We start from the raw sequence: 12,399 nt of genomic DNA on the forward strand, positions 1-12,399 counted from the left end.
GCATACGCCCACGTGCAGGTGCGGTCAATCTCTAATATTTCTCGCGCAAGCGAGCACTAAATAGGATGATGGCGCCAAGAAACAAAAGGATCACAAGAACAGCACTGTCTCCTGTCCGCGAATAAATAGTCGACTGTTGCGGCAATGGAAGGACGGCATCGAGATATCCGGCCTCGCCCAAAGACAAAGAGGCCGTGACACGGCCCAGAGGGTCGATCATGGCCGATATACCAGTATTCGCTGAACGGACCATCGGCAGGCCCTGTTCGATCGCCCTCATCCGAGCTTGAACCATATGCTGATACGGGCCAGATCGGGTTCCGAACCAGGCATCATTGGTGATCTGCAAAAGGAAATCCGCCCGCCCCGATGCACCGTTTACATCTTGTGGAAAAACGGCTTCGTAGCAGATCAGCGGCAGAGCATTCCCCAGCTCTCCCATATCCATCAATTCGGGGCCAGGGCCCGCGCTGAATCCATGGCCCGTCGTTGCTGCCATTCCGTGAATGCCAAAACGCCCCAACAGGTCGCCGAAAGGAACATATTCTCCGAAAGGGGCCAAATGGTGTTTGTCATAGAGTCCTGCCTGCTGCCCGTTGGCATCAAGTTGGATCATCGAGTTGAAAATCCTCGGCCCGTCTCCGCGCTGTATGCCCAGTACAACCGGGGTTCCCTGCGCGGCATCTGCAATCGCGGCTAAAAACGGTTGTGCACTGCCAAGCCAAGCGGGCACAGCAGTTTCAGGCCAAACGATCAGATCAGGCTCTGGCCGGGCAGCGGTGTACTCAATCTGCCTTGAAAAGAACAAAGGGGCGTATGCCGGATCCCATTTTTGATGCTGAGGCGCATTTGGTTGCACAACCCGAACGACGTGCGGGCCGTCGTGAACCGTTGGCCGTATCGCGGCATAGCTTAACGCGACGACGGCCAATCCGGCTGTAAATACCAGTGACTGCACCAGCCCTCGAAAAGGTCTGGGGTGCATCATTGCCGAACCGATTGGGAAGGTCGCGGCGAACGTCAGGGCGTTTAACCCAAACGGCCCGAACAAAGACAACAATTGCGCTACTGGTGTATCGATCCAGACCTGCGAAACCCCTGCCCAAGGGAAACCGGTTAGCACGTAGCCTCGGGCCAGTTCAGCCAAGGACAGGGTAACGATCAAGAGCAAGCTTTGGCGAAAAGGTGACGCGCCCGGGCGGCGAGACATCCAAAAAGAAACGGCCCAGAACAGGGCGAGGCCACCTGCCATAAACAACAGCGCAAACGGTGCCATCCAGGCGTGGCGCTCCGCGTCCACCTGAAACGGCTCGATGATCCAACTAAGCGCATGCGCGAAATAGCCCGTCGCAAAGACCCAACCTATCCAGCCAGCCCGCGCGCGGGTTTCACTAGCCAGAAAAATCGGTACGATCAGGATCAGAGACAGGATAGTAAGTGCCCAATAGCCATAAGGCGCCAAACCAAACCCCGCCACTCCGCCCAGCATGGCGACGGCCAGTAACCTCAGCGGGAAAGGCCAGCCCCGCGTGGGGGTCATGCAGCGATATCCGGCAGCATGACGCGAAGCCTTTTTATACGTCGCGGATCGGCGTCGATGACTTCAAATTCCGGTCCTTCAGGGTGGATCACAACCTCTCCCCGTGCGGGCACACGGCCCGACAGCATGAACACCAAGCCGCCCAGAGTATCGATTTCTTCTTCATCCACGTCTTCATGGCTGGTCAACGAGCGGCCAATCTCGGCCTCGAAATCCTCAAGAGGGACACGGGCCTGAACGACATAACAACCGGGCTTCTCTTGCACCCAAAGCTGATCTTCATCTGCATCATGTTCGTCTGCGATTTCACCTACGACCTGCTCGATCAGGTCCTCGATGGTCAACAGGCCATCAACGCCACCGTACTCATCGATCACCAACGCCATATGGCGTCGCTCCGTCTGCATTTTGGTCAGCAGGACGCCGATCGGCATTGAAGGCGGCACGAAAAGCAGCGTGCGCAGCATCGAAACGAGATCAAAGTTGCTACCTCCGCCATTGAACCCATGAGTCAAGGCAAAGTCTTTGAGGTGGACGAACCCCAGCGGCGTATCCAGGGTACCTTCATAGACCGGGATTCTGGAAAGCCCGCTTTCGCGAAAGACATCCGCCAGCTCGTCCTTGGAGATCGTCGAAGGGACGGAAATGATTTCTGCCGTAGGAATGGCGACATCTTCCACGCGCATCCGACGCAGGTTAATCATCCCTCGGGATTGGGGTACCGTTGCATCCTGCCCGTTCAACACCGGTTGCGGTTGGGACTCATCACCCGAAAACGCATCTATGATCCTTGAAAAGAAACCGCTTTTCTCTTCGGTCGCATTGCTGCTGTCCTGTGGTTGCGCGCTGTGCGCCGCCCTAGAACTGCCGTCTGTCTCGCCCATTATCCTGTTCCAACTGATCGGGTCATCTGACCCCTTCATACCTTATATGGGTCATCGATACCTAATTTGCCAAGTATCTCGACCTCAATCCCTTCCATCAGGGTGGCATCAGGATCACGAATGTGATCATACCCCAGTAAATGCAACGTTCCGTGAACAAGCAAATGGATCACGTGATCGTCCATCGCCTTCCCAGCCTCCGCCGCCTCACGCGCGCAGGTGTCGAAAGAAATCGCGATATCACCTAAGGGGATTTCACCTGTAAAGTCCGGCTCCGGTGAAACCGGCTCCTGACCCGGCTCTTCCGGGGCCAGATCCTCGGCTGGCCAACTCAGAACATTGGTGGCACTTGGCTTGCCGCGAAACTCTGTATTCAGGTCTGCGATCCGCGCATCGTCGCAGCCCAGAACGCTAACTTCACAGACCTCAGAGTCCAGCTCGACAAACGTCAAAACAGCAGAAATCGCCTTATGCGACAAAGCCTCAAGACCTTGCCACCGATTGTCTTCGACAGTGAGTTCCAGCTTCATCTTACCGCACATCAGCCCTTGCAAAGGGCCTTGCACTCAACTGGTATCGCGGCCCGCATCGGCCTCATACGCTTCGATGATGGCGGCGACAAGCGGGTGACGAACGACGTCTTTTGAGGTGAAGTAGTTGAAGCTGATATTTGGTATCGTTTTCAACAACCTTTCAGCATCCGCCAAGCCTGACTGCACCCCGCGCGGCAGATCAACTTGCGACCTGTCGCCGGTAATCACCATACGACTACCCTCACCCAAACGGGTCAGGAACATCTTCATCTGCATGGTCGTCGCATTCTGCGCCTCGTCCAGAACCACAAAGGCGTTCGCCAGCGTTCGACCGCGCATGAATGCCAGCGGAGCGATTTCGATTCGTTTTTCCTCAATCAGCTTGGCCAGTTGCTTGCCCGGCAGGAAGTCGTTCAGCGCATCATAGAGCGGCTGCATATACGGATCGACCTTGTCCTTCATGTCACCGGGCAAGTAGCCCAGCTTTTCACCCGCTTCGACCGCTGGGCGGCTCAGGATGATTCGATCCACGTGGCCGCCGATGAACATCGAAACACCCACAGCCACCGCCAGATACGTTTTCCCCGTTCCCGCAGGACCAATGCCAAAGGCCAACTCGTTCTGGAAGAGCGACTGAACATAGGCCTTTTGGGCATCCGTGCGCGGTTCAACCAGTTTCTTGCGGGTCTTGATCTCGACCGATCCGCCCTTGAACATTTCAAGCTGATCGCCGTCGCGGGAGCCAGTGCCTTGTTCCGAGGCCCCCATGCGGAGCTCGCGATCTACATCCGCAGCCTCTACCTCGCGCCCACCTTCCAGGCGAGTATAGAGCGACTGCAGAACCTCCACGGCGTGTTTCTGAGCATCTTCATCCCCCATGACAACAAGCTGATTGCCACGACGTACAATCTGGACGGAAAGCTTGCTTTCAATATCCGTCAGATTGCGGTCATATTCACCACACAGGTCAATCAACAATCGGTTGTCGGGAAATTCTACAAACGCCTCGCGCTGGGGCATTTCATCTTGCGGTGGGGTCAGGGCACCGATGGCCAATCCGTTCTCCTGTCTTGGCTGTTCACCCTGAGCGTAGACAACAAAACTCGGTGGGCGCAAGCCACAGTTTCAAAAATTAGTGCTTGGATGACAAAACAGCCGAAATATGCCGTTCGGGTCTACATCAAAAGGTGTAGTTCAGCCCAAATCTCAGGCCGCCATATTTAGGTGTCGACTTAGTGGAAAACCCCGAGCTGAACGCAATGGTTTTCGAGTCGAATTGGACGTATTCGTATTCACCGGTAATCGACCAGCTGTCGCTCAGTTTATGTTCGGCCCCGATGCTGGCCGAGTATCCGTTCCGCCGATCAGTAACCGCGAAATTCTGCGTCGAACTGCCTGATGTGATGCTGTTGGTCGTGTCAACGTCACCCCACAAATAGCCGATGCTGACAAAGTACAGGATTCGTCCGCTGCGGTTGGTCAGACCATTTCTAAACCGGATCGCCAGCACATCTGACACCTCGGTCCCACCCTGAACATCGAAACCTCCAATCCGGGCACCGACACTGTCATCGAAGGATCCGAGCTGATACCCGATTTCAAAGCCATATACGTAATCACGGCCACCTCTGGCGGGCAGGATGCCGCGCCAGCCTCCACGAATCTCTCCGTAAGAGCCGGACAAATCCTGTTCGCCGATATCGAACAATCCGGCGGGTGTCCTGAGGCCGAAACGATCATCGCCACCCGCGCCATACCCACCGGCCAAACCCAGATAGAATGCGCTGACGTCGCTGCCGAATCTGGACGGGCTGATCACTTCGGGTTCCGTCACAGTTTCCTTCAGATCACCTGCTATTGTCGCACTGGCAAGAAGAGTGGCAACCGATGCCGCAGGCAATGTTCTGCCAAGTTTTGAAATCCTGAAGTTCGTAAGGGTCGTCACTCGTGCCTCCATAACTCCGGCCGCAAGATTGGCCTAAAACCGTTTTTTGCACGCAAAACTTCACGCCCGGAAAAACTTGGCCCTTCTCCGAACATAGTTCCCAGCGATAAATCAAGGGTAAATTTTGGAAACAAACACCAATTATGGTGGCTGGCTGGTGGATATTTGACGATCTACAGCAACTCACCTGCCAGTGAATTTGCACCCGACTTGGTGATCCGAACTTCTTTCAAATCTCCAATCGCGATCTCGGGACCTTTTACGTGAACCGAATGAAGATACTCGGATTTTCCGACCATCTGTCCGGGCAGGCGGCCCGGCTTTTCGAACAGAACACGCACAGTACGGCCCACCATGGCATCCTGAATTTCCCGCTGATGCCGAGTGATCAGTGCTTGAAGCCTTTGCAACCGTTCATCCGCCGCCGCGGGGTCCACTTGCGACCGTTCGGCAGCTGGCGTTCCGGGGCGGGTCGAGTATTTGAACGAATATGCGTAGCCGTATTTGACCTCTTCGACCAAATCCATGGTCGCCTGGAAATCCTCTTCCGTCTCTTCGGGGAAACCGACGATAAAGTCGCCGGACATCACAATATCCGGGCGCGCCGCGCGAATTCTTTCGATCAGACGCAAATAGCTTTCGGCCGTGTGGCTGCGATTCATCCGCTTGAGAATGCGGTCCGAGCCCGACTGCACCGGCAAGTGCAGGTAAGGCATCAGCTTGTCGCAGGTGCCATGTGCCTCGATCAGATCATCGGCCATGTCGTTGGGGTGTGAGGTAGTAAAGCGAATCCTCTCTAACCCGTCGACCTTGTTCAACTCCCAGATCAGACCGGCCAAAGTCATGTCCCCGTTCGGGCCCGCGCCGTGATAGGCATTCACATTCTGCCCCAGCAGAGTGATCTCTCGCACGCCGCGCTCGACCAGATCATGCGCTTCGCGAATAATGCGATCAGCCGGGCGGCTGACCTCAGCACCACGTGTATAGGGCACGACGCAGAAGGCGCAGAACTTGTCACAACCTTCCTGAACAGTCAGAAACGCCGTCGGGCCTCGCTTGGCCTTGGGGCGGTTCTTTAGCTTCTCGAACTTGTCCTCTTCGGGAAAATCCGTATCCAGCGCCTTTTCGCCGGCGCGTGTCTTGGCCTCCATCTCTGGCAAGCGATGATAGCTTTGCGGGCCAACGACCAGATCGACCAGAGGCTGGCGGCGCATGATCTCTTCACCCTCGGCCTGCGCGACACATCCCGCAACGCCGATTTTCAGATTCGGCTTCTCGGCCTTCAGACCCTTGAACCGACCCAGTTCGGAATACACCTTTTCCGCGGCCTTTTCGCGAATGTGGCAGGTGTTCAGAAGGATCATGTCCGCATCATCGGGCGTTTTGGTTTCAACATAGCCCTGCCCGCCCAAAGCCTCGGACATGCGTTCGCTGTCATAGACATTCATCTGACAGCCATAGGTCTTGATAAACAGCTTCTTCGGTTCAGACATGGATCGGGCCTTTGCATTCGCGGGACCGGCGTCGTCTATATGCTTCGAACGCCGCTTGCAATGCGGGCGCAATTACCCGAATTTGGCGGGACTTTCCAGCAAGGCAAAACCGAAAACACGCGATGAAGTACGAATCCCCGGACCATTTTCTGAAATCGGGTCAGACTGCATTGGCCAAAGGGCCCATCGCATTGATTTTTGCAGAAGACGAAGTCGAGCTGGACAGCACCGTGCGGCATCAACTGAGGTTGGGGTTCAAGTCGGTGCTAGTGTTTATGCCTCAGGACCTCGCTCTCGACCCGGAACTGGCCGATCACGTGCATCGGATCACGCTGAAATGCACGCCCCGAACCGTGGTGTTTGACACCATAAACAGGATTATACAGGCCGCGCCCGGCCTTTGGATGTATTACTGTTACAACGCCGAATACTTATTCTTTCCCTTCTGCGAAACACGTAGCGTCGGCGAAATGCTGGCCTTTCACAGCGAAGAACGGCGCCATGCCATGCTCAGCTATGTCATCGACCTTTATGCTGATGATCTGAGCGCTTTTCCCAACGGAGTCGCTCCCGATCAGGCACTGTTCGACAGCACGGGCTATTATGCCCATACCCGCCACGACCCAAGCGGCCAACCGTTGGATCGCCAGGTGGATATCTCGGGCGGTTTGCGCTGGCGCTTTGAAGAGCACATTCCATACGAGCGCCGCCGTATCGATCGGATTGCCCTGTTCAAATCGCAAAAAGGTTTGGTGCTACAGCCTGACCACACGTTCAATGAACCGGAATACAACACCTATTCCTGCCCCTGGCATCACAACATGACTGCGGCCATATGCTCTTTTCGGGCGGCAAAAGCCTTGAAGAAAAATGCAGGCTCCACATTCGATATTCCCAGTTTTCGCTGGCGAAACTCGGTGCCGTTTGAATGGCAGTCCCGCCAACTGCTGGATCTGGGTTTGATCGAATCAGGTCAGTGGTTCTGAGGCTCTTCAGCGTTGTAACAGCATAGGGAACCAATCCTCGCGCAAGCGCTGACCCGGCGTCATGTCGTGACCGGGGAACGGGGGCGAGGTGCGGCCCGGGCGTTCAACGTAACGCGCGTCATCCCCGACTAGGCGCAGCGAGAATGCACGGCGACGGCTGTCCGACTGGTTGCCTCGCGCGCCGTGCAACGTGCGATAGTTGAACGCCACGGCATCACCAGGCTCCATTTCGAATTCAACAACCCTCATGCCTTCGGCATTTGGGTCCGGGACCGGAATGTACTGGCCTTCATCCGGGAAGAACCCCTCCTCTGACACCCAACGGGTCGGCAGAACTTCTTTCTCCCATCGATGCGATCCGGCGACACAGCGCAGCGTTGCCTGCCGCACCGTATCCAGTGGAGACCAGAAGCTGATGGTCTGTTGGCCCTCAACAAAGTAATACGGCCCGTCCTGATGCCAGGGGGTGGCCATCGATGTGCCTGGCTCTTTGACCAGCACGTGATCGTGGAACATCTGAACGCTTTGCGATTGCATCAGATCAGCTGCGACCTCGGCGGCGGGCGACTTTTCGATGACCTCACGGAACTGGGGAATCCGGGTCCAATTGCAATAATCATCAAAGAAACGCCCTGTTTCGCCGGACTTCTTGTTTTCAGACGCATAAGGGCCGGGCTCAGCCATATTTGCCGCCACGCCGTCGCGCAGTTGATCGACATAATCAGCGAACAATCCCTTGATCAGGACAACGCCATCTTGCTGATAGGTATCGATCATCGCTTGAGAAACAAGTGGGTGAGGCATCCGGGTCTCCTTTGGCTATGTCCCGGTTTTGATCCGAACATGCATTCTGTTCAAATCATATCTTTCGAAGTTATAAATAACTCCATGTTATATATTTCACTTCGCCAATATGAATACGTCTGCGCTATCGGGCGCCATGGCAGCCTCTCGGCGGCGGCGCAGCACTTGAATGTGTCGCAACCCGCCCTGTCTACTGCGCTGACACGTGTTGAAGAACATATTGGCCATCCGCTGTTCTCCCGCCGCCGGGGTGCAGCCATGGCTCTGACCCCACAGGGGCGCAGGTTTATCGAACAGGCCGAAGCATTGTTGAATGACGCAGCCCGAATCGAAACGTCTGAGACCCCCACACCGGGGATGACTCAATTGCGGTTGGGGTGTTTCACGGATCTCGCCCCGTTTCTGCTGGCCCCAGCCCTGCATCAATTGCGCGTTGCTTTTCCAAATCTCGCGATCAGCTATGTCGCCGCGTCCTTCCAAGGATTGTTGAATGGCATGATCGCCGGACAGATCGACATTTCGATCACATATGATCTGACCATGGATGCCGGGTTCGCCCGTGCAAAACTATTTGACAGCAGACCAAAAGCTTTGATGTCCCCGGACTATCCGCTGGCATCAACGAATGGTGTTACCCTGGCAGACGTCGCGACCCACCCCTTGATCCTGTCAACCGAAGGGCTTTCGGCGCAACATATCCTCGGCCTGTTTCGTCGCAAAGGTCTGCGCCCAACAGTCGCGCACCGTGCAGCGTCACTGGAAATTCAGCGCAGCCTTGCTGCTCATGGAGAAGGAATCGGAATCAGCTATGCCAGCCCGCCTAGTCCTGTCAGCTATGACAACCGGCATCTAATCGGCATTCCAATCACCGACCCGGAAGCCGCAGAGTCTGTTGTACTGGCGCGCCACGGCACAGGACCCGCCGACCCGGTTATTGATCAGGTCGAACGCGTTCTAACAGATCGTTTGAAGCAGGATTGAAGCCCTATTTCCTGCGCAGTCGGATCACTACGTCGACTGACGCGATCTCGACCCCTTCGGGCGCCTCGGGCAAGCGATGAATCACCAGCTGATCCGAGGGCGCATCACTCAGACGGGCCTCGTCTTCCCAATAAAAATGGGGGTGATCGTGGGTATTGGTGTCGAAATAGCTTTTCGATCCATCCACGGTAATTTCCTGCAGAACACCTGCATCGCAAAAGGCACGAAGGGTGTTGTAGACCGTTGCAAGGGAAACGGCATCACCGTTTGCTTTAGCGGATTCAAACAGGCTTTCTGCAGTCACATGGCGATGACGGCCATCGCCCACCAAAAGCTCAGCAAGCGCCACACGCTGACGCGTCGGCCGCAAGCCGGCATTCACCAGCCAACCCGTTGCTATTTCCTGGCTCTGAGGTGTCATCTGTCCGATTACCCATAGTTGCTGCTTTTATATATAGGGGCGCATAGTTGGGAATTTCAAATGAAATTCATTCGCAAAGATGGGTATACGCACAATATGATGTGGCGCACTACTCTTGCAGGACCTTGCAAACGGGTGATAGACGAGGCCAGATATAAAGACAGACCCTCGGCAGGAAAGGCGGCAGAATGGCCCAGTTCCCTAGCAGTTTTGACAAAGATGATCTGCTGAAATGCGCCCGCGGCGAATTATTCGGCCCCGGCAACGCACAATTACCCGCCCCGCCGATGCTGATGATGGATCGGATCACCGACATCTCGGGCGATGGTGGCGCGCATGGCAAAGGCCATGTGGTGGCCGAGTTTGATATTACGCCGGATCTTTGGTTCTTTGACTGTCACTTCCCCGGCAACCCGATCATGCCGGGCTGTCTGGGTCTGGACGGCCTGTGGCAGCTCACCGGTTTCAATCTGGGGTGGCGCGGCTGGCAAGGACGTGGGTATGCGCTGGGCGTAGGCGAAGTTAAATTGACCGGAATGGTCCGCCCCGACCGCAAAATGCTGACATATTACGTCAACTTCACCAAAGCCGTTCAGACCCGTCGTCTGACCATGGGTGTGGCGGATGGCCGGGTCGAAGCCGATGGCGAAGTGATTTATCAGGTTAAAGACATGAAGGTTGCACTGTCGGAAAGCTGACCCCAGCTCTCGGACACGTCACAGAAAACGAAATACAGGAGTACGCTTATGCGTCGCGTCGTCGTCACCGGTCTGGGGGTTGTCTCCTCCATCGGGAACAATGCCGAAGAGGTTCTGGCCTCGCTTAAATCAGGCAAATCCGGGATCGAGGCCAACGAGCAGATGGTCGAACATGGTTTTCGCAGCCAGATCGCCGGGACGCTCAAAATCGACGTGGCCGAGCATGTAGACAAACGCACCCTGCGCTTTATGGGCCCTGGCGCGGCCTATGCCCATATCGCCATGAGCCAGGCGATTGCTGATTCCGGCCTGGGTGAAGATCAGGTGGTGAACCCACGCACCGGTCTGGTGGCGGGCTCTGGCGGGCCATCCACCAGCGCCATGCTGACGGCACATCAGACGGTTCTGAAAAACGGCGCGACCAAGAGGATCGGGCCGTTTGCCGTGCCGAAATGCATGTGCTCGACAATATCAGCAAACTTGGCAACGGCGTTCAAGATCAAGGGCATCAACTACTCGATCACATCCGCCTGCTCGACCTCGCTGCATTGCATCGGCAACGCTGCAGAACAAATCATGCTTGGCAAACAGGACGTGATGTTTGCAGGCGGCGGCGAGGAACTGGACTGGACACTCTCCTGCCTATTCGACGCCATGGGCGCAATGTCCTCGAAATACAATGACACACCCGAGAAAGCCTCGCGCGCGTTTGACGAAAACCGCGACGGTTTCGTGATTTCCGGCGGCGGTGGCATCGTTGTTCTGGAAGAGCTGGAGCACGCGCTGGCGCGCGGTGCAAAGATTTATGCCGAAGTCACCGGATACGCGGCCACTTCGGATGGCCATGACATGGTGGCTCCGTCCGGCGAAGGCGGCGAACGCGCCATGCGACTGGCTCTGGGCACCCTGCCCGAGGGCCGCAAAGTGGACTACATCAACGCCCATGGCACCTCTACCCCAGTTGGTGATGTGGGTGAGGTTGAGGCCGTGCGCCGTATCTTTGGCGAAGGCAACGTTCCACCGATTTCGTCGACCAAGTCGATGACCGGGCACGCCCAAGGTGCAGCAGGCGCTCTTGAAGCGATCTTCTGCCTGCTGATGCTGGACAATGATTTCATAACGCCGTCGATCAACGTCGACACGCTTGCCGAGGGCATCCTGCCCGGTGAAATTGCGACCGAAGTGGTTGAAAACGCAGGATTGGACAGTGTCATGACCAACAGCTTCGGCTTTGGCGGCACCAACGGGTCCATGATTCTGTCAAAGTATAATGGGTGAAAGTGATGTCGGATCTTCTAAAAGGTAAACGCGGCCTGATCATGGGCGTGGCCAATGACCGCTCAATCGCGTGGGGCATTGCCAAAGCCATGCACGAGGCTGGTGCCGAACTGGCATTCACCTACCAGGGCGAAGCGTTCGGCAAGCGGCTGGAGCCCTTAGCCCAAAGCCTCGGCAGCGATTTTATGGTCGATGCGGATGTTACCGATGACGAATCGCTGGACCGCGCATTTGATGAACTGGCCCAGCGCTGGCCAACCATCGACTTTGTCGTCCACGCCATCGCCTATTCGGACAAATCCGAACTGACGGGCCGTTTCCTGAACACCACGCGGGCAAATTTCAAACACTCGATGGATGTGTCGGCCTATTCCTTCATCGAAGTGGCGCGGCGCGCCTACCCGCTGATGAAGGACAATGGCGGTTCACTTTTGACCCTGACCTATCAGGGATCAAACCGTGTTGTTCCGAATTACAACGTCATGGGTGTAGCCAAGGCGGCTTTGGAATCAGCAACCCGCTATCTGGCCAATGACCTTGGGCCAGACGGCATTCGCGTGAACGCGGTTTCACCTGGGCCGATGAAAACCCTCGCCGGTGCGGCCATTGGCGGTGCGCGCAAGACCTACAAGTTCTGCGACCAAAACGCTCCGATGCGGGCAAATGCAACACTTGAGGCTGTGGGTGGAACCGCTGTCTACCTGACTTCGGATGCAGGGTCCTGCACCTCGGGCGAGATTATCCGCGTTGATGGTGGCTTCCACGTTCTGGGCATGCCACAGCCTGACTTTATGTGACCATATCTTTCCCTGCCGCCGCCAAGTTTTCACCATCTT

At 56.1% G+C, this 12,399-nt stretch carries 13 protein-coding genes; 5 read left to right on the top strand and 8 right to left on the bottom strand.

Annotated features, from left to right (window positions below; all coding sequences use genetic code 11):
• Positions 1–31: 31 nt before the first annotated feature.
• The 6 genes from lnt to miaB all read right to left on the bottom strand — a co-directional run bounded on the left by lnt (position 32) and on the right by miaB (position 6,395).
• Positions 32–1,540, bottom strand: coding sequence for an apolipoprotein N-acyltransferase (lnt, locus tag GOV91_RS09850; protein WP_171235364.1), 1,509 nt, complete (start codon positions 1,538–1,540; stop codon positions 32–34).
• Entirely contained in the window at positions 1,537–2,424 is an 888-nt protein-coding gene (locus GOV91_RS09855) for a hemolysin family protein (RefSeq protein ID WP_171181446.1), read from the bottom strand. The genes lnt and GOV91_RS09855 overlap by 4 nt, the downstream gene beginning before the upstream one ends.
• A 35-nt stretch (positions 2,425–2,459) precedes the next feature.
• Complete coding sequence (ybeY, locus tag GOV91_RS09860; protein ID WP_171181455.1) at positions 2,460–2,954, bottom strand: rRNA maturation RNase YbeY; 495 nt, start codon at positions 2,952–2,954, stop codon at positions 2,460–2,462.
• Between the two features lie 36 nt (positions 2,955–2,990).
• Positions 2,991–4,013: a PhoH family protein gene (locus GOV91_RS09865; RefSeq protein WP_171181457.1), complete on the bottom strand. Its 1,023-nt coding sequence runs from the start codon at positions 4,011–4,013 to the stop codon at positions 2,991–2,993.
• A 124-nt stretch (positions 4,014–4,137) separates the two neighbouring features.
• Positions 4,138–4,902: an outer membrane beta-barrel protein gene (locus tag GOV91_RS09870; protein ID WP_348540065.1), complete on the bottom strand. Its 765-nt coding sequence runs from the start codon at positions 4,900–4,902 to the stop codon at positions 4,138–4,140.
• A gap of 173 nt (positions 4,903–5,075) precedes the next feature.
• A complete protein-coding gene (miaB, locus tag GOV91_RS09875; RefSeq protein WP_171235365.1) occupies positions 5,076–6,395 on the bottom strand; it encodes a tRNA (N6-isopentenyl adenosine(37)-C2)-methylthiotransferase MiaB in 1,320 nt (439 codons plus the stop codon).
• A gap of 122 nt (positions 6,396–6,517) precedes the next feature.
• Here miaB and GOV91_RS09880 point away from each other — a divergent pair, with 122 nt between their 5' ends.
• Positions 6,518–7,381, top strand: coding sequence for a hypothetical protein (locus tag GOV91_RS09880; protein ID WP_171235366.1), 864 nt, complete (start codon positions 6,518–6,520; stop codon positions 7,379–7,381).
• Positions 7,382–7,387: 6 nt separating this feature from the next.
• Here the strand turns inward: GOV91_RS09880 and GOV91_RS09885 are convergent, their stop codons facing one another.
• Positions 7,388–8,185, bottom strand: a complete 798-nt coding sequence (locus GOV91_RS09885; RefSeq protein ID WP_171235367.1) for a phytanoyl-CoA dioxygenase family protein — start codon at positions 8,183–8,185, stop codon at positions 7,388–7,390.
• An 84-nt stretch (positions 8,186–8,269) separates the two neighbouring features.
• On the opposite strand from GOV91_RS09885, the gene GOV91_RS09890 reads away from it, so the two are divergent.
• On the top strand, positions 8,270–9,166 hold the full coding sequence (locus GOV91_RS09890) for a LysR family transcriptional regulator (RefSeq protein WP_171235368.1): 897 nt from the start codon (positions 8,270–8,272) through the stop codon (positions 9,164–9,166).
• A gap of 4 nt (positions 9,167–9,170) precedes the next feature.
• On the opposite strand, the gene irrA is transcribed toward GOV91_RS09890, so the two are convergent.
• Complete coding sequence (irrA, locus tag GOV91_RS09895; protein ID WP_171235369.1) at positions 9,171–9,587, bottom strand: iron response transcriptional regulator IrrA; 417 nt, start codon at positions 9,585–9,587, stop codon at positions 9,171–9,173.
• 188 nt (positions 9,588–9,775) lie between these two features.
• On the opposite strand from irrA, the gene fabA reads away from it, so the two are divergent.
• Genes fabA through GOV91_RS09910 form a run of 3 tightly spaced genes read left to right on the top strand, consistent with a single transcriptional unit; the run spans position 9,776 to position 12,360 of the window.
• Complete coding sequence (gene fabA, locus GOV91_RS09900; protein WP_171235370.1) at positions 9,776–10,285, top strand: bifunctional 3-hydroxydecanoyl-ACP dehydratase/trans-2-decenoyl-ACP isomerase; 510 nt, start codon at positions 9,776–9,778, stop codon at positions 10,283–10,285.
• Positions 10,286–10,333: 48 nt separating this feature from the next.
• Complete coding sequence (gene fabB / locus GOV91_RS09905; RefSeq protein ID WP_171181469.1) at positions 10,334–11,563, top strand: beta-ketoacyl-ACP synthase I; 1,230 nt, start codon at positions 10,334–10,336, stop codon at positions 11,561–11,563.
• A 5-nt stretch (positions 11,564–11,568) separates the two neighbouring features.
• Entirely contained in the window at positions 11,569–12,360 is a 792-nt protein-coding gene (locus GOV91_RS09910) for an enoyl-ACP reductase (RefSeq protein WP_171235371.1), read from the top strand.
• Positions 12,361–12,399: the final 39 nt, after the last annotated feature.

It is taken from the genome of Ruegeria sp. HKCCA6837 (genome assembly GCF_013034475.1).
Classification (GTDB): Bacteria; Pseudomonadota; Alphaproteobacteria; order Rhodobacterales; family Rhodobacteraceae; genus Ruegeria.

What these genes read in the sequence shown, in the direction of transcription:
- GOV91_RS09880 (WP_171235366.1), top strand. Translation starts at nt 6,518, where the DNA reads ATGAAGTACGAATCCCCGGACCATTTTCTGAAATCGGGTCAGACTGCA.
- fabA (WP_171235370.1), top strand. Translation starts at nt 9,776, where the DNA reads ATGGCCCAGTTCCCTAGCAGTTTTGACAAAGATGATCTGCTGAAATGC.
- ybeY (WP_171181455.1), bottom strand. Translation starts at nt 2,954, where the DNA reads ATGAAGCTGGAACTCACTGTCGAAGACAATCGGTGGCAAGGTCTTGAG.
- miaB (WP_171235365.1), bottom strand. Translation starts at nt 6,395, where the DNA reads ATGTCTGAACCGAAGAAGCTGTTTATCAAGACCTATGGCTGTCAGATG.
- fabB (WP_171181469.1), top strand. Translation starts at nt 10,334, where the DNA reads ATGCGTCGCGTCGTCGTCACCGGTCTGGGGGTTGTCTCCTCCATCGGG.
- irrA (WP_171235369.1), bottom strand. Translation starts at nt 9,587, where the DNA reads ATGACACCTCAGAGCCAGGAAATAGCAACGGGTTGGCTGGTGAATGCC.
- GOV91_RS09885 (WP_171235367.1), bottom strand. Translation starts at nt 8,185, where the DNA reads ATGCCTCACCCACTTGTTTCTCAAGCGATGATCGATACCTATCAGCAA.
- lnt (WP_171235364.1), bottom strand. Translation starts at nt 1,540, where the DNA reads ATGACCCCCACGCGGGGCTGGCCTTTCCCGCTGAGGTTACTGGCCGTC.
- GOV91_RS09890 (WP_171235368.1), top strand. Translation starts at nt 8,270, where the DNA reads ATGTTATATATTTCACTTCGCCAATATGAATACGTCTGCGCTATCGGG.
- GOV91_RS09855 (WP_171181446.1), bottom strand. Translation starts at nt 2,424, where the DNA reads ATGGGCGAGACAGACGGCAGTTCTAGGGCGGCGCACAGCGCGCAACCA.
- GOV91_RS09910 (WP_171235371.1), top strand. Translation starts at nt 11,569, where the DNA reads ATGTCGGATCTTCTAAAAGGTAAACGCGGCCTGATCATGGGCGTGGCC.